This is a genomic window from Streptomyces sp. NPDC001536 (assembly GCF_042894505.1).
GTDB lineage: Bacteria > Actinomycetota > Actinomycetes > Streptomycetales > Streptomycetaceae > Streptomyces.
In genome coordinates this window covers 175690-192217 of the sequence record NZ_JBIAVQ010000010.1, presented here as the reverse complement: position 1 = coordinate 192217, position 16528 = coordinate 175690, and the positions used below count along the sequence as shown (strand labels likewise).

The following is a 16528-nucleotide window of genomic DNA, read 5'->3' as shown; positions in this document are numbered from 1 at the left end:
CGTGCGCGGTCCGTGAACAGCGGAAACGCGGGCGATGGGCAGGGCCCTACACGGCCTGGCGCGGTTCCGAGTCCTCGGGGTGAGGGCTCTTGGGGAGCGGAACGAGGATGCGCATGACCGGCAAGACGATCGAGGCCGTGGAGCGGGCCCCGGGCGAGCAGGAGCTACGGCAGCTGCTGGCCGGACTGACCGCGGTCCGCGACGGCGATTTCGGCACCCGGCTGCCGTCCGACGGCGAGGGCCTGCTCGGTGACATCGCCACGGTCTTCAACGGCATGGTCGACCAGCTGTCCCTCTTCACGTCCGAAGTCACGCGCGTCGCGCGCGAGGTGGGCACCGAGGGCACCCTGGGCGGCCAGGCGGAGGTTCCGGGGGTCTCGGGCACCTGGGCCGACCTGACCGACTCGGTGAACGCCATGGCCGGCAACCTGACCACGCAGGTGCGCGACATCGCCCAGGTGGCGACCGCGGTGGCCAAGGGCGATCTGTCGCAGAAGATCGACGTGCCCGCGCGCGGCGAGATCCTGCAGCTGAAGGAGACCGTCAACACGATGGTCGACCAGCTGTCCGCGTTCGCGGACGAGGTCACCCGGGTCGCCCGCGAGGTCGGCAGCGAGGGACGCCTCGGTGGTCAGGCCCAGGTGCCCGGTGTCGGCGGTGTCTGGCGCGACCTGACCGATTCCGTGAACTTCATGGCGGGCAATCTCACGTCCCAGGTACGCAATGTCGCCCAGGTGGCCACCGCGGTGGCGCAGGGGGATCTTTCTCAGAAGATCACCGTGGATGCGCGGGGTGAGATTCTTGAGTTGAAGAACACGATCAACACGATGGTCGACCAGCTGTCCGCGTTCGCGGACGAAGCCACCCGCGTGGCCCGAGAGGTCGGCACCGAGGGCAATCTCGGCGGCCAGGCCATCGTCCGGGGTGTGTCGGGGACCTGGAAGGACCTGACGGACAACGTCAACGTGATGGCGTCCAACCTGACCGGCCAGGTCCGCTCGATCGCCCAGGTGGCCACCGCCGTCGCGCGCGGCGACCTGTCGCAGAAGATCACCGTCGAGGCCAAGGGCGAGGTCGCCGCCCTGGCCGACGTCATCAACACCATGGTCGACACGCTGTCCGCGTTCGCCGACGAGGTCACCCGCGTCGCCCGCGAGGTCGGCACGGAGGGGCGGCTCGGGGGACAGGCACACGTACCGAACGTGGCGGGCACGTGGAAGGACCTGACGGACAACGTCAACTCCATGGCCAACAACCTCACCGGCCAGGTCCGCAACATCGCGCTGGTGACGACGGCGGTGGCCAACGGCGATCTGTCGAAGAAGATCGACGTCGACGCCCGGGGCGAGATCCTGGAGCTCAAGACCACCATCAACACGATGGTCGACCAGCTGTCGTCGTTCGCCGCCGAGGTCACCCGTGTCGCCCGTGAGGTGGGCAGTGAGGGCCGGCTCGGCGGCCAGGCCGAGGTGGAAGGCGTCGAAGGCACCTGGAAACGGCTCACGGAGAACGTCAACGAACTGGCCGGGAACCTCACCCGGCAGGTCCGCGCGATCGCCGAGGTCACCAGCGCCGTCGCCGAGGGCGACCTGACCCGCTCGATCACCGTGGAGGCCTCCGGCGAGGTCGCCGACCTCAAGGACAACATCAACTCCATGGTGGAGTCCCTGCGCGAGACCACCCGGGCCAACCAGGAGCAGGACTGGCTCAAGACCAACCTCGCCCGGATCTCCAGCCTGATGCAGGGCCACCGGGAGCTGCCCGTCGTCGCCGAGCTGATCATGGACGAGCTCGCGCCGCTCGTCCGCGCCCAGTACGGCGCCTTCTACCTGGCCGAGGACACCGAGCTGCGGCTGGTGGGCTCGTACGGCTACCCCGACGACGCCGAGCGGCCCGCCCGTATCCCCGTGGGACGCTCACTGGTCGGACAGGCCGCCCGCAACCACCGCGCCATCACCGTGGAGGAGCTGCCGCCGGGCTACGTGACCATCTCCTCCGGCCTCGGACAAGCGGTGCCCAGCGCCCTGGTGGTGCTGCCGATCGTGGTCGAGGACCAGGTCCTCGGCGTCATCGAGCTGGCCTCCGTCGCCCGCTTCACCCAGATCCACCAGGACTTCCTGACCCAGTTGATGCCGACCATCGGCGTCAACCTCAACACCATCGTGGCCAACGCCCGGACCGACGAGCTCCTCGACGAGTCCCAGCGGCTGACCGGCGAACTCCAGGCCCGGTCCCAGGAGTTGCAGATCCAGCAGGACGAACTCCAGCGCTCCAACGCCGAACTGGAGGAGAAGGCCTCTCTGCTGGCCTCGCAGAACCGCGACATCGAGGCCAAGAACCTGGAGATCGAGCAGGCCCGGCAGGAACTGGAGACCCGCGCCCAGCAGCTGGCGCTGGCGTCCAAGTACAAGTCCGAGTTCCTGGCGAACATGAGCCACGAACTGCGCACCCCGCTCAACAGCCTGCTGATCCTGGCCCAGTTGCTCGCCCAGAACCCCTCGCGCAACCTCACCCACAAGCAGGTGGAGTACGCGGGCATCATCCACTCGGCGGGCTCGGACCTCCTCCAGCTGATCAACGACATCCTCGACCTGTCGAAGGTCGAGGCCGGCAAGATGGACGTCGCCCCCGAACGCGTCCCGCTGCGCAAACTGCTCGAGTACGTCGAGGCGACGTTCCGGCCGATGACGACGCAGAAGAGCCTGGACTTCACCGTGGCCACCGCGCCGGGCACCCCCGCCGACCTGCTCACCGACGACTCCCGGCTGCGCCAGATCCTGCGCAACCTGCTGTCGAACGCGGTGAAGTTCACCGAGCAGGGCGGCGTGGAACTGCGGATCGAACCCGCCGCGGACCGCGAGGTGCCCCCGGGCGTCCATCGCGGCGGCCCGGTCGTGGCCTTCCGGGTGAAGGACACCGGCATCGGGATTCCGCAGCAGCAACTGGAGACGATCTTCGGGGCGTTCCAGCAGGCGGACGGAACCACCAGCCGCAAGTACGGCGGCACCGGGCTGGGTCTGTCGATCACCCGGGAGATCGCCCACCTGCTCGGCGGAGCCGTCACCGTCGACAGCACGCCCGACCAGGGCAGCACCTTCACGCTCTATCTGCCCGTCGCCCGCGCGGACTTCGAGGAAGTGCTCGGCGGCGGCCGGCCGCTGGAACAGGCGCACGACGCGGCCGGCTCCGAGGCACCGCTCGCCTCCGCCACGGTGCCCGAGCGGCGCAGGCGCCGTCTGCTCGTGGTCGAGGAGCGGCTGCGCGGTCTGCTCACCCTGGTCGCCGAGCGCGCCGTCGCGGATCTCGCGCCCGACCCGGACGACCCGCGCGGGGCGATCGACATCATCACGGCCGTCGGAGCCCAGGAGGCAGCCGGCGCGCTGGCCGCCGAGCCCTGCCACTGCGTCGTGCTGGAGATCGGCATGCCGGACGAGGAGGGTGTGCAGCTGCTGGAGGCCATGCGGGGCGACCCGGCGCTGGCCAGTGTGCCCGTGCTCGTCCACACCAGTCACCGGCTGGATCTGACACAGGAACAGATGCTGCGCTCCCGGGCGGGCGGCCGTCCGCTGGACTTCCTGTCCAGCCTGGACGAGCTGCGCGAACACATCACCCTGCACCTGGCCGCCGAGGAACCGGGCGAGGTGCTGGCGCTCGTGCACGCGGAGGAGTCCCCGCAGCCGGCCCAGCAGGTCGTGGACGACGCCTTCCGGGGCCGTACGGTCCTCGTGGTCGACGACGACGCCCGCAACCTCTTCGCGCTGAGCGGGGTGCTGGAGCTGCACGGCTTCCAGGTCCTGCACGCCGACAACGGGCGCAAGGGCATCGAGATGCTGCTCGCGCACCCGGAAGTCTCCCTGGTGCTGATGGACGTGATGATGCCGGAGCTGGACGGGTACGCCGCCACCGCGGAGATCCGCCGGATGCCCCAGTACGCGAACCTGCCCATCATCGCCGTCACCGCGAAGGCCATGCCGGGCGACCAGGAGAAGAGCCTCGCCTCGGGCGCGAACGACTACGTCACCAAGCCCGTCGACGCCGACGACCTCATCGGCCGCGTACGCCGCCGGCTCCTCGTATGACGGAAGGTCATGCCGCCGTGCGCACCCGCCGACCGGGTGCTGTCCCTGGACGTTCGAAGCGAGGAACCGCGTCATCGTGAGCCGACTCCACCAGCCGCCCGACCCGGCAGACGCCGACGATCCGGCGCCCGGCGCCGATCCGCCCCCTGGACCGGGCCCGGCGGCTTTGCTGCCGGCGGCCCGCAGCGGCGCGGACCCCACGGGAGCCGGGGCCGACGCCGAGGACCTGGCCGCCCGGAAGACGCCCGTCGGCCGGCTCGCGGCGACCGTGGAGCGGCTGCGGCGGGAGGTCCGCGCGGCGCAGGCGGAGGCGGACGGGCGCGCCCTGATCGAACTGGCCAAGGGCATCCTCGTCGAGCGTCTGGGATGCGGACCGGCGCAGGCGGCCCGGCAGCTCGCCGAGCTGACCGGACAGGCGGGCGTGACACCGCTCGAGTTCGCCGTCGAGGTGATCAACCAGGCCTCGCGGGACCGGCTCTCCGAGGTGACGACCGCCTTTCTCGCGGCCGCGGCGGACCGGACCGCCGCCCCCGGCACCCCTGACCAGGGCTCGGCCGCCGTGGGACTGCGGTCCGCGGAGAGCGCCGCCCTTGCCGCCCAGGACGCGCAGAGCGTCGCCGACTCCCTGCTGGCCCACGCGCTGACCCCGCTGGGCGCGGTGGCCGTGGCCATCTGGGCCCTGGGCTCCGACGGTTCCCTCACCCTCGCCGGCAGCGCCGGATTCTCCCCCGCGGAAGCCGAGCGCTGGCGGTACGTGCCGCCCGGCGTGGCGACCGTGGCACGCCGGGGTCTCTCCGAACGGACCGGCCAGTGGATCGGCCGCCTGTCCGACACGGGCCTGCCCTCCGTCGGCCGGCATCAGCACCCCGACGGCGGCCGGGTCGCGGTGCCGGCCGGCGCCGCGGGCCGCATCCACGGCGTACTGGAGATCGTCTGGCCGGACCGGCTGGAGCCCCAGCCCCCGCAGATCGTCCGTCAGATCGAGGCCCTGGCGGAGCTGTGCTCGCACACCCTGGAGTCCTACGAGCCGCGCCATGCCGGCGACACCGCCCCGGGGCCCCGGGTCCTGCCCGACGCCGCCGAGCTGATGGACCTGGCCGACGGGCTCCATGACCCCGCCCTGGTCCTCGTCCCGCACGTGGACGCCGCAGGGGAACTCGTCGACTTCCGTATCCAGCACGTCAACGCCCGCTTTCTGGACCCCGCGGGCCGGCCGCGGGGCGTCGTGGGCGGGGCCCTCCTGCTGGAGACGTATCCGATGGCCGCGGGCGAGAGCGGGCTCTTCGAGCAGGTCGAACGCGTCCACGCCACGGGCGAGCCCTTCCGTGCCCACCGCATGCGGCTCACCGAGCTCCTGGACGATGTGCCGCTGTCGGCGGTCGCCGACGTCAGCATCAGCCGGCACGGGGGCAGCGTGCTGCTCATCTGGCGCATAGAGGACGAGACGGCACGCCTGGCGAACCTGCTCCAGCACGCCCAGCGGCTGGGTCGCATCGGCGGTTTCGAGGAGAACCTCCTCACCGGTGAGATCACCTGGAACGGTCAGCTCTACCACCTCTACGGCCAACCCGTCTCCACCGGCCCCGTCTCGCTGGAGGATCTGCCCGCCCACGCCCACCCGGACGACGCGGTCGCCATCGGCCGGTTCCTGCGCACCCTCCTGCACCACCACCGGCCGGCCTCCACCGCCTTCCGGCTGCTGCGGCCCGACGGGGTGACCCGGCATCTGCGGGTGGCGGCCGAGCCGGTCCTCGACTCCGACAGCCGTCTGCACCTCGTACGAGGCGCCTATCAGGACATCTCCGCCCACCACTGGACGGAGGTGGCCCTCGCGGCCACCCGCGACCAGCTCGCCCACACCGAGCAGCAGGCCAGCGAACGCCACCGGCTGACCCTCCAGCTGCAACACGCCATCATGCCGCCGGCGCAGGCCCCGCTTCAGGCACCCGGGCTGCGCGTCGCGGTGCGCTACCGGCCCGCCGAGACGGAGCAGTTGGTCGGCGGCGACTGGTACGACGCCGTCGTACTGCCCTCCGGGCTGGTGCTGCTGTGCGTCGGGGACGTCGCCGGACACGGCATCGAGGCGGCCACCAGCATGGTCGTCCTGCGCAACGCGCTGCGCGGGCTCGCCGTCACCGGCGCCGGGCCGGGCCAGCTGCTGTCCTGGCTCAACATGGTGGCCCACCATCTGAGCGGGGCCGTCACCGCCACGGCGGTCTGCGGCCTCTACGATCCCGACCGCCGCCATCTGCGCTGGGCCAGGGCGGGCCATCTGCCGCCGGTCCTGGTGCGCGGCAGCGAGGCGACGGCGCTGCCCTTGGTCAAGGGGCTGCTGCTCGGCGCCGTGCCGGAGGCGACGTATGAAGAACACGAGATGCAACTGGCCGCCGAGGACACCCTGTTGATGTACACGGACGGCCTCATCGAACGCCGTGACCGTTCCGTGGAGGAGTCGCTGGCCCATCTGCTCGCCACCGCGCGCACCCTGCAACCCACCCTTGAACAGCAGTTGGACCGTCTGCTCACCCACAGCAGGTCCGACACGGACGACGACACCTGTGTCGTGGGCGTGCGGGTCACCTAGCCCGTCACCCGTGGCCGCGGGCACACTGGGGCGGGCCGACCGCTCCCGGTAGGCGTAGCGCCCACCCTCCTGGGAAACCAAGAGACCACAGGGACAGGTGAGCCGGTCGGGCAACGGCGCGGCTCCGAGCGGGGAAGGCGCGATGGCAACCGAGCACAGTCGGCACACAAGTGCGGCCTCCGGGACCGTGCGGGAGCGGGCCACCCGCTATCCGGGCGAGCTGCACGACGTCACGGACGCCCGCCTCGACGCGGAGCAGTTCCTCGACGGCCTCGCGCGGGTGACACCTCCGGCCGCGCCGGAACACTGGGACGACATCCTCCTGGTCGTCACGGAACTGGCCGCGAACGCGGTCCAGTACGCGCCGGGCCCCTTCGAGGTGCGTCTGCGCAGGACCTTCGACGGCGTGCATGTCGTCGTCCACGACACCAGCGTCACGCCCCCGGCCCCACGCCCCTTCCGGCGCGACAGGGACGGCGGGGTCGGCTGGTATCTGATCCATACCCTGTGCAGCCAGGTCAGCGTCGTCCCGAAGGACGGAGGGAAGGACATCCATGTCTTTCTTCCCTGGTGAAGGCGCTACGGCCGCGCGCGCAGCGGGACCAGCACGCTGATCGACTTGCCGCCCCCCGGACGTCGGTCGATGACGATCTCACGTGCCAGGCGGATGATGAGCGGCCAGCCGTACCCGTGCCCGTGGTCGGCCCCGGGGGGCCGGCCGCAGCCGTAGGCGGCGTCGGGGACGACGTCGCTGTGGTCGTGGACGGCGAGCCGGACGCCGTCCCGGGCGACGGTGACCTCGAACGCCGCCAGCCCGTCACCGTGGCGGATGGCGTTGGTGACGAGTTCGGAGACGACGAGAAGCAGGTCGACGACGTCCTCTTCGCGTGCCGTGCGGGACGCCGAGTCCCATCGCTGCCGTACGACCGACCGCGTGTACTCCCGCGCCGCCGCCGCGGTCGTCACCGGGGGCTCGGCCGACCGGACCTCCTCGCCGGGGCCGAAGAACCTTGCGACTCCTGTCACTGCTGAACAGCCTTTCGATGCCTTCGCTGTACGGCCTCCTCGCGATCGGGTCGGATCGCGTGCCGTGCTCATATCAGCGATTACCCGGCTCGGCTTGTCGCATTCTGTACACCTATTTCATCGAACGATCCGAAGTCGTCGAAACTCATGCGTGCGAGCGCGCAGGAGCGGCCGCTCGACGGTGGTGTCAGCTCGGCCCGGGAGAGGCGAGGTAGGTCTGCCAGCGGGTGTCGGGGCGCAGGTCGGCGGCGAGGGTGAGTACCCGGCGCGGCTGTGGGCGCAGGCCGACGATCCTCAGCAGACCGCCGCGGTCGGCGACGGACCGGTCGATCGTCAGGACGAGATGGAGCAGGGCCGAGTCCACGAAGCCGACACCGGCGAGGTCGAGGGTGAGCCGGCGCACGGAGGGCGGGAGTTGGGCCGCCGCGCTCTCGATGGCGGGCCGTGCACGGTCGTCGATGTCGCTGTCCACGGTCAGCGTGGCGGCGAGGCCACCGGGGCTCAGAAAGATGCGAGTGCCCATTCTCGGGGCCCCCTTTCGATGGGGGTTGGTTGCCGGGGAGCGGCCGCTGGGCTCCCCCCACCGTGTCACGTGCCGCGCCGCACGTCGAACGGCCCGTGCGGACGCGGTGCATGACGTGCGCGTTCAGGGGTAATCGCGCATCCGCGGCGCGCACCGCGATCCGCAGGCGAGAAGGTCATCAGCCCTGGCCGTTGCACACGTTGTTGTTGGAGGTAGATGTGTCCGTTGCCCAGAACCCGCTGTCCGTCGAGGTCGCCCTGCTCCGTGAGGATGTGGCCCTGATCACGGTGCAGGGCTATTTGGACGTCGACACCGCGACCGAGTTCCAGCACCATCTGGCCAACCAGTTGCATCACGGCCGACGGCACTTCCTGCTCGATCTCTCGCAGGTGCCGTTCATGGACTCGTCCGGCATGAACATCATCCTCCGCGTCTATCAGGAGGCCCGAGATCTGCCCGGCAGCGTGCACATCATCTCGCCCACGCCCGCCGTACGGCGGATTCTGGATCTGACCGGTGTCAGCATCACGGTCCCGGTGTCGGGGAGCGTCGAGGAGGCGCTCACCCTCGTCGACCAGCCGCGTTCCTGACAACAGTTGCCGTTTGACAACTATGAGGCCGAGACAAGAGAGTGTGCTCGCACGCGCGGGAGAGGGGGGATGAAGTGGCGTCAGGCGCTACGGGCGGCGGACTCGCCGTCCTCGTGGATCTGTGCCGCGGCGGCGGCGCAGAACGCCTCCAGTCCCTTCAGCAGCGCGGACCGCTGGGGAGTCGACATCTGCTCCAGCACGGACTGCAGGGCGTTCTCCCGCCGAGCGCGCAGGTCACCGAGGAAGGCCCGGCCGCGTCGGCTCAGGTACAGCTCCAGCTCCCGCCGGCTCGCGGGCGCGGCCCGGCGCTCCACGAACCCCACGGCCTGGAGCCGGTCGCACAGCCGACTGGTCGACGGAGGCGTGGAACCCAGCGCGTCCGCGAGTGTGCGCAGGTTGATGCCCTCATTGTGTTCCAGGATGAACAGGACCCGCAGCTGCGAGGCCGAGACCGGCGCCGTCGAGGCCCGGCCCCACAGGACCTCGAGCAGTTCGGCGGCCTCGGAGGTCACGCGCGCGACCTCCTGGGGCTGCGGACGGGGGTGCGAGATGTTCACCCCGACACCTTCTCAGTCTTACCCGGCGCTGTCAGCCCGCCCCGGCGCACGACGCGCGGGCGCGGGCGCGCTTCAGCAGGAACGGGTGCAGCCGCCGTCACACCACGGAGACGGCGGCGCGCCCTCGCACGGAATGGCATGACCGACAACGTGAACAGATTCGTGGCCGCCGAGCGCGCCCTGCGCTCCGCGGCTCCGCACCAGCTGCCGACGACCGTCCGCGACGTACTGTGCGGACAGTACGGCGCCGAGAGCGTGGACCTGCTCCTGGTCGACTACGGGTCGACCGTGCTGCAGCCCGTGTCCGCGACGGCCGGTCCGTCGCGGCCGCTGCCCGTGCACTCCAGCGCGGCCGGTCGCTCCTTCGGGGCGCAGGAGCCGTTCGTGACCCCGGGCGAGGGCGGGCGGACGCACGTGTACCTGCCCGTCACCGTGCGCGGTGACCGCCTCGGGGTGCTGTCGGTCACGCTGCCGCCCGGTGTGCGGCCCGACGACGACCTGGCCGAACTGGCCGCGGTGGCCCAGGTCCTGGGTCACGAGGTGGTGGTGGCCGAACGCGACACCGACATCTACCAGCGGGCCCGGCGCAAGGAGCGGCTCACGCTCGCCGCGGAGATGCAGTGGCAGCTGCTCCCGGCCCGGTCCTGCGCGGGACCGCAGTACGCCCTCGGCGCCCAACTGGAGCCCGCCTACGCGATCTTCGGTGACAACTTCGACTGGTCGGTGTCGGCCGACCGTCTCCTGCTCTACGTCACCAACGGCATGGGCGAGGGGATCGAGGCGTCGCTGCTGACCAACCTCGGGATCAACGCCCTGCGCAACGCCCGGCGGGCGGGCATCCCCATCGCCGATCAGGCGGCCCTCGCCGACCAGGCCGTCTTCGCCCAGTACCGCGGCGAGGCGTATCTGTCCGTCCTGCTCGTCGATCTCGAACTGAGCACCGGGCGCGTACAGATCGTCGACGCCGGCTCGCCGCGGATGCTGCGTCTGCGTGACGGGGCCGTGACGTCCGTCGATCTCGAGGCGCAGCTTCCGCTCGGCATGTTCGAGGAGACCGACTACGTGGCGCAGGAGCACCAGCTGCTCCCGGGCGACCGTGTCCTGTTCGTCAGCGACGGGGTCCACCTGGTTCCCGCGCCCGGCGGCGAACCGTACGGGGACCACGCTCTGGCGCGAGCCATCACGGCCACGCGGCTGCTGCCGGCCGCCGACGTACCGGCCGCGGTACTGCGGGAACTGAGCGGTCACCGCGGCCGCCCGGAGCCGGACGACGACGCGCTGGTGGTCTGTCTGGACTGGTTCGGCGACCGGCCGAGACCCTAGCGGGCCGGCCGACCCCGGACATCTGTCACGGCACAGACTCGTTACAGTTGTCGTTCGGCAACAGTTCGCGTCACCTGCGGCCGGATTCGGCCACCGCGGGTCACGCGAGCGCACTACTCGGATGAGGTGAGAGCAGGTGCCGGAGCACGAAGCGGCAGTACGGCAGGGATCGCCGGCGCGGCTGGTCGGGGACTTCCTGTACCGCCATCGCGAACGGATCGCCCAGCGCTGGGCCGACGAGCCGCTGTTCCGCAGCGTGTTCACCCTCTCGCGCGACGAGGCCGTGGAAGCGGCCCGGACCGTGATCGAGGCGTTGGCCCAGGTGGCCGAGTCGGACCGGGTGTACGACACGGATGCCACCGGATTCGCCGTCGTGCGCGAGCAGTTGGCCCGCATGGCCGCCGCGCGTTCCCGCGCCGGGATCACCATGGCCCAGGTGTCGGGAGAGGTGGACGCCCTGCGCCCGCCCATAGCGGAGTTCCTCGTCGAGGAGTTCCCGGAGGAAGCCGCCGAGCGGCTGCGTGAGTGCACGACCGCACTCACCGTGCTGATGGGGACACTGCGACTGGTCGTGCTGGACACGGCGCTGTCCGAAGGACAGGCACTCATCGAGCGGCAGCAGCTCCAGCTGCTCGAGGTGGCCACCCCCGTGATCAAGCTGTGGGACGGCGTCGTGGCCGTACCGCTGATCGGCACCCTCGACAGCGCGCGCAGCCAGGTCGTCATGGAGACGCTGCTGGAAGCCATCGTCGACCAGCACGCCCGCTTCGCGATCCTCGACATCACCGGTGTCCCCACGGTGGACTCGCTCGTGGCCCAGCACCTGATGAAGACGGTGGCGGCGGCCCGGCTGATGGGCGCGGAGTGCGTCGTGTCGGGCATCCGCCCGGCGATCGCCCAGACCATCGTCCATCTCGGCCTGGACCTGGGCACGGTGATCACCCGCGCCAGCCTGGCGGACGCGCTGGCCTACGCGTTGCACGAGCTGGGCGTCGGAATCGTCGCACCGGCCTCCGGCGGTGCGGGGTCACGATGAGCGACGGGCTCCACCACGGCGTCGCGGTCCATGTACCGGTGCTGCGTCTGGGCGAGGTTCTCCTGGTCACCCTCCAGGGCGACCTGCACGACAGCATGGCCCAGCAGCTCCAGCAGGACCTCGCCGTCACGATCGCGGACAGCCGGGTGACCGGGGTGGTCATCGACATCTCGGGCGTCGAGGTCGTCGACTCCTTCCTGGGCCGCGTCCTCGCCGAGATCGCGGCCAACGCCTCGCTGCTGGCGGCCCGGACCGTCCTGGCCGGCATGCGGCCCGCGGTGGCGATCACCCTGGTCGAGCTGGGGCTGACGCTGCCCGGACTGCGTACCGCCCTCACCACGGAGGCGGCCCTGGAGCTGCTGGCGCGCCGCACCGCGGCGGGCGTCCCCGGCGGATCGCCTCAGGAGCATCCCTGATGCCGTCCTCCACAGCCGTCGAGGCGAGCCTGCCGATCCGTTCCGACATGGATCTCGCCTGGGTGCGCCAGCACGTACGGCAGGCCGCCGCCCTGCTGGGCTTCGGGCTGGTCGCGCAGACCAAGCTGGTCACCGCCGCCAGCGAACTGGCCCGCAACACGCTGGTGCACGGCGGGGGCGGCCGGATGGAGTCGGCGGAGGTCACACAGGGCCGGGCGCGCGGCCTCCGGCTGGCCTTCTCCGACGAAGGACCGGGCATCGCCGACCTGGAGCGGGCACTCGTCGACGGCTACACCTCGGGCGGAGGTCTGGGCATGGGCCTGGGCGGTGCTCGGCGCCTGGTCCACGAGTTCACCATCGACAGCACACCGGGAGCCGGCACGACGGTCACGGTGGTCTGCTGGGCCTCGCCTCCGCCGCCTCGTCCCTACGGGGGCAGCTGATGCCGCGCGTCTGGGACGTACCGGTCCACGACTCCACCCGGGTACGCGACGCCAGGGTCGCCGCCGAGCACGCGGCGGTCCTGGCCGGACTCGACGAGGCACGGATCGCGGCCGCCGCCCTGGTGTCGACGGAACTGGCGACGAACCTGCTCAAGCACGCCCGGGGCGGCCGTCTGCTGCTCGACGTGGTGCCGGAGCAGGTGCCCGCGGACGGCGGCGACCCGACCCGGCTCGTGCAGATCGCGGCGATCGACCACGGTCCCGGCATACCCGACGTCACCGCCGCCCTGAGCGACGGCTTCACGACGGCCCGGTCCCTGGGCGCGGGCCTGGGCACGTGCCGACGCGTCGCCAACGCCTTCGCGGTGCACAGCGCCCCGGGCCGGGGCACGGTGGCGCTGGCCCGCATCGGCCCCGCCGGGCGGGACACGGCACCGGAGGCGGGCGGGCTGCGGGCGGGCGGGGTCAACCTGCCCTTCGGCGGGGCCGAACACTCCGGAGACGCCTGGGCCTGGGCCAGGGCCGGCGACCGCGTGACGCTGATGCTGGCCGACGGCCTGGGCCACGGATCCGAGGCGGCACACGCCTCGACCGCCGCCGTACAGGCGCTGCGCGGATCGGCCCACCTCCCCCCGGCGGAGCTCCTGCGCCATCTCGACACCGCTCTGCGCGGCACCCGGGGCGCCGCCGTGGCCGTGGCCCAGGTCGACCCCGGCACCGGGACGCTCCGATTCGCCGGCCTCGGCAACGTGGGGGGCTGGCTCTGGGAGGAGGGCGCCTGGCACGCCCTGCTCTCCCGCCCCGGCATCGCCGGCGTCCACCGGCCGCGGACCCTGCACGAGGACCGCAGACGCTGGGACACCGACCGGGTGCTGCTCCTGCACAGCGACGGCCTCCCCAGCCGGCAGAAGCCGCCGTCCGCACCGGATCTGCTGTCCGCCGATCCCGCCCTGATGGCCGCGGTCACCCTGCGCGACAGCGGCAGCGCCGCCCGGCCGGCACGTGACGACACCTCCCTGGCCGTCCTGGCTCCGGCACCGGGGGAGGGGCGTTGAAGCACACCTGGCCGATCGACACCGCCACCGACGCGGCCCTGGCGCGCGTCGCCACCGCCCGCGTGGCCGCGGCGTACGGACTGTCGCCGCTGCAACGCACCCGCCTCACCACGGCACTCAGCGCACAACTGCGCCAGTGCCTGGCCAAGGACGGCTCCTGGCTGCTCACGCTCTACGTCACCGGGACGGCCGCCGAACAGCCGCACCTGCACGTCACGATCACCGCCGCCAACCCTGCCGCGCACCCCCCGTGGCGCACGAGCGTCGCCTGCGCCAGGACGCCGATCGCGGACGACGGGTGGGTGCCGGACTCCCCGGCGTCCCTGGCCGAGTCGCTGCTCGACGCCGACGAGGACACGGCCGTCCTGCTGGACAGGCTCGCCGAGCAGGAGCAGTTGGTGGCGTTCCACCGGGAGGAACTGCATCAGACCAATCAGGGTGTGCTGGCCCTGCACGCCGAACTGGACGCCGCCGGACAGGCACAGAGGGAGGCGTTCGCCGCCGAGCGCAGGGCGCGCCGGCAGGCCGAGGACGCCCGTCGGCGCCTCACCTTCCTGGCCGACGCGAGCGCGGCCCTGACCTCCCTCAACCACGACGAGGTCGTACGGCGGCTTCCGGAGCTGCTCGTCCCGGAGTACGCCCGCAGCGTCGACGTCTGGCTGTTCGACGGCGACGACGACCGGCGTCCCCCGACCCCCCACCCCGCCGCCGCCGTGACCGCGGCCCGCACCGGACGGCCGCAGTACGCCGCGCTCGAACCCGGTGGACTGCCCGGCGTCGACGACCAGCCACCCTCGGCACTCGACCCCGAACGTCCGCTGCTGTGCATCCCGTTGCCCACCCGCCGGGCACCGCTGGGAGTGCTGACCCTGGCGCCGCCCGGTGAGCGCTGGGACCCCGACGACGCGGTCATGCTCATCGAGTTCGTCCGCCGCGCCAGCATCGCGATCGACAACGCCCGGCGCTTCGAGCGCAACCGCGACATCGCCGAGACGCTCCAACGGGCCCTGCTCACGGAGCTGCCCACCACACCGGCGCTCCGACTGGCCGCCCGCTATCTGCCGGCCACCCACGGGCTGAACATCGGCGGTGACTGGTACGACGCGTTCCGCCAGCCCGACGGCTCGCTGGTCGCCGTCATCGGTGACGTCACCGGACACGGACTGCACGCCGCCGTCATGATGAGCCAACTCCGCACCGCCCTGCGCGCATACGCCGTGGACGGCAGCAGCCCCGGCACCCTGCTGACCCGGCTGCACACGTTCCTGCACCATCTGCAGCCCGACCTGTACGCCACCGCCGTCATCGCCCGCTTCCACCCCGACGAGCCCACCCTGACCTGGGCGGCCGCGGGTCACCCACCGCCGCTGCTGCGGACCCCCGACGGCCAAGTACACACGCTGGACGCCAAACCCGGCGCGATGCTGGGCATCCCCCTGAACCAGCAGATCGAGGACCACACCGTCGACCTCCCGCCGGGCTCGACCCTGGCCCTCTACACCGACGGCCTGGTCGAACGCCGCGCCCAGGGAATCGATCCGGGCATCGCCCGCCTCGCGGACGTACTCGCCGCGTTCGGGCCCGCGGAACTGGAGGACCTGGACGGGTCGGCGGACCGTGTGCTGGATCCCCTGCTGAGCGACTCCGAGCGCGACGACGACGTATGCCTGCTGCTGTGCCATGTGACCCGTTCCGGCATCGCCTGCCGGTGATCTTCGCTGGTACGGTCCCGTCATGCCGCGCCTGGTGGAGGTTCCTGGGTACACCCGCTTCTGGACCGCCTCGGCCGTGTCCGCCTTCGGCTCCCAGATCACGGGGCTGGCCCTCCAGATCCTCACCGCCGTGACCCTGAGCGCGTCCGCCACACAGGTCGGCATCGTCAACGCCGCCCGCTGGGCTCCGTATCTGCTCTTCGGACTCATGGCCCCCGACACCCGGTCCCACCGCCCATGGCACAGAAGTCACCAGCAGGGAGAGCACCGACTGATCAGCCCGGCCTCCAGCGCGTACGTACCGTTCTGGCCGGTACGAGACCGCCGACGGCGCCGCGTGAGGGCGTGTGCCTCGTCGGAGAGCGCCTCAGCCGACCATGTCGTAGCAGGCCCGGACCCGGGTGAAGCGGCGGGCGGCCAGGTCGTCGCGGCGGATCACCCAGTAGACGACGCCCAGGTCACCCTCGGTCAGATCCTCGCCGCCGATCTCCGCGAGCAGCACCCAGTCGCCCGGGCCGTGGTCGTGCTCCGTGACGGGATCGGCGTTCCATACCCAGGGGTAGCCGCCTATCTGCACCGGCCCGCCCGGCTGCATCTGATCGCAGGTCTTCCACCACACCGAGCCCAGCTCGCCGCCGTGCGGGAACTCCTCGGTGTCCGAGCCGCGGTTGGGCAGTGAGGGCTCGGTCGTCAGACGGAGATCCTGGGCCGGGTGGACGGTCGGCGGCCAGTCGCCGTCCGGACCGCGCTCGGAGACGGGCGTGCCGGGCGGGACGTAGACGAGCCGGGACCAGTCGTCGTCGCCCCACGGGTCCTCGGTGTCCGCGAAGAAGAGCAGTGTGCCCTCCGTCGGCAGCGGGAGGTCCGTCGTGCCCGGCGGAATCGCGGCCAGGTCGACCGAGGCGAGGAACGGCAGGTCCGGCACAGGCTCGCCCTCGGGCATCGGCGGCAGCCCGCCGAGCCGCCCGGCCACCGGGCCGCCGGGTGCCTGGCCCACAGGGCTCAGCATCGCGCAGCGACGGACGGTGGTCAGCCACCGCTCGACCTCTTCCTGCGGTAAGTCACGGCTGCGGGCTTCGTCGCGGAACGGCTCCATCGATGTCATGGCGCCGAGTATGCCAGCGGCGATCATGCCCGCCCGCGGAGATGAAGGGAACCGGCCCCATGCGGGGGCTTCAGGTGTC

At 71.8% G+C, this 16528-nt stretch carries 14 protein-coding genes and 1 pseudogene; 11 read left to right on the top strand and 4 right to left on the bottom strand.

The genetic code is table 11. From position 1 onward, the window contains the following. The first annotated feature begins 107 nt into the window (after positions 1-107). The 3 genes from ACFY0U_RS26935 to ACFY0U_RS26925 all read left to right on the top strand — a co-directional run bounded on the left by ACFY0U_RS26935 (position 108) and on the right by ACFY0U_RS26925 (position 7237). A complete protein-coding gene (locus tag ACFY0U_RS26935) occupies positions 108-4079 on the top strand; it encodes a HAMP domain-containing protein (protein WP_388639965.1) in 3972 nt (1323 codons plus the stop codon). Between the two features lie 76 nt (positions 4080-4155). Next, on the top strand, positions 4156-6663 hold the full coding sequence (locus tag ACFY0U_RS26930) for a SpoIIE family protein phosphatase (protein WP_388639963.1): 2508 nt from the start codon (positions 4156-4158) through the stop codon (positions 6661-6663). A 142-nt stretch (positions 6664-6805) separates the two neighbouring features. Then, positions 6806-7237: an ATP-binding protein gene (locus tag ACFY0U_RS26925; protein ID WP_388639961.1), complete on the top strand. Its 432-nt coding sequence runs from the start codon at positions 6806-6808 to the stop codon at positions 7235-7237. Between the two features lie 5 nt (positions 7238-7242). Here the strand turns inward: ACFY0U_RS26925 and ACFY0U_RS26920 are convergent, their stop codons facing one another. Both ACFY0U_RS26920 and ACFY0U_RS26915 read right to left on the bottom strand, forming a co-directional pair. Then, a complete protein-coding gene (locus ACFY0U_RS26920; protein ID WP_388639960.1) occupies positions 7243-7689 on the bottom strand; it encodes an ATP-binding protein in 447 nt (148 codons plus the stop codon). Between the two features lie 187 nt (positions 7690-7876). Then, positions 7877-8212, bottom strand: coding sequence for an STAS domain-containing protein (locus ACFY0U_RS26915; RefSeq protein WP_388639959.1), 336 nt, complete (start codon positions 8210-8212; stop codon positions 7877-7879). Between the two features lie 218 nt (positions 8213-8430). Between ACFY0U_RS26915 and ACFY0U_RS26910 the strand changes: the two genes are divergently transcribed. Continuing rightward, the gene (locus ACFY0U_RS26910) at positions 8431-8802 is read left to right on the top strand and encodes an STAS domain-containing protein (RefSeq protein ID WP_388639958.1); all 372 of its coding nucleotides are present in this window, start codon (positions 8431-8433) and stop codon (positions 8800-8802) included. 80 nt (positions 8803-8882) lie between these two features. Here the strand turns inward: ACFY0U_RS26910 and ACFY0U_RS26905 are convergent, their stop codons facing one another. Further along, positions 8883-9359, bottom strand: coding sequence for a MarR family winged helix-turn-helix transcriptional regulator (locus tag ACFY0U_RS26905; RefSeq protein ID WP_388639956.1), 477 nt, complete (start codon positions 9357-9359; stop codon positions 8883-8885). 138 nt (positions 9360-9497) lie between these two features. Here ACFY0U_RS26905 and ACFY0U_RS26900 point away from each other — a divergent pair, with 138 nt between their 5' ends. The 7 genes and pseudogenes from ACFY0U_RS26900 to ACFY0U_RS26870 form a co-directional block, all read left to right on the top strand. After that, positions 9498-10682: a PP2C family protein-serine/threonine phosphatase gene (locus ACFY0U_RS26900; RefSeq protein ID WP_388639954.1), complete on the top strand. Its 1185-nt coding sequence runs from the start codon at positions 9498-9500 to the stop codon at positions 10680-10682. A gap of 136 nt (positions 10683-10818) precedes the next feature. Beyond that, positions 10819-11718: an STAS domain-containing protein gene (locus ACFY0U_RS26895; protein ID WP_388639952.1), complete on the top strand. Its 900-nt coding sequence runs from the start codon at positions 10819-10821 to the stop codon at positions 11716-11718. Continuing rightward, positions 11715-12134, top strand: a complete 420-nt coding sequence (locus tag ACFY0U_RS26890; RefSeq protein WP_388639950.1) for an STAS domain-containing protein — start codon at positions 11715-11717, stop codon at positions 12132-12134. The genes ACFY0U_RS26895 and ACFY0U_RS26890 overlap by 4 nt, the downstream gene beginning before the upstream one ends. Next, a complete protein-coding gene (locus ACFY0U_RS26885; RefSeq protein ID WP_388639948.1) occupies positions 12134-12577 on the top strand; it encodes an anti-sigma regulatory factor in 444 nt (147 codons plus the stop codon). Before ACFY0U_RS26890 ends, ACFY0U_RS26885 begins: the two co-directional genes overlap by 1 nt. Further along, complete coding sequence (locus ACFY0U_RS26880) at positions 12577-13632, top strand: SpoIIE family protein phosphatase (protein WP_388639946.1); 1056 nt, start codon at positions 12577-12579, stop codon at positions 13630-13632. Before ACFY0U_RS26885 ends, ACFY0U_RS26880 begins: the two co-directional genes overlap by 1 nt. Then, on the top strand, positions 13629-15344 hold the full coding sequence (locus tag ACFY0U_RS26875; protein WP_388639944.1) for a PP2C family protein-serine/threonine phosphatase: 1716 nt from the start codon (positions 13629-13631) through the stop codon (positions 15342-15344). The genes ACFY0U_RS26880 and ACFY0U_RS26875 overlap by 4 nt, the downstream gene beginning before the upstream one ends. 22 nt (positions 15345-15366) lie before the next feature. After that, positions 15367-15558 (top strand): annotated as a pseudogene (locus ACFY0U_RS26870) (MFS transporter); the annotation flags it as partial. Positions 15559-15711: 153 nt separating this feature from the next. Here the strand turns inward: ACFY0U_RS26870 and ACFY0U_RS26865 are convergent. Continuing rightward, complete coding sequence (locus ACFY0U_RS26865; RefSeq protein ID WP_388639942.1) at positions 15712-16449, bottom strand: DUF1963 domain-containing protein; 738 nt, start codon at positions 16447-16449, stop codon at positions 15712-15714. Between the last annotated feature and the right edge of the window lie 79 nt (positions 16450-16528).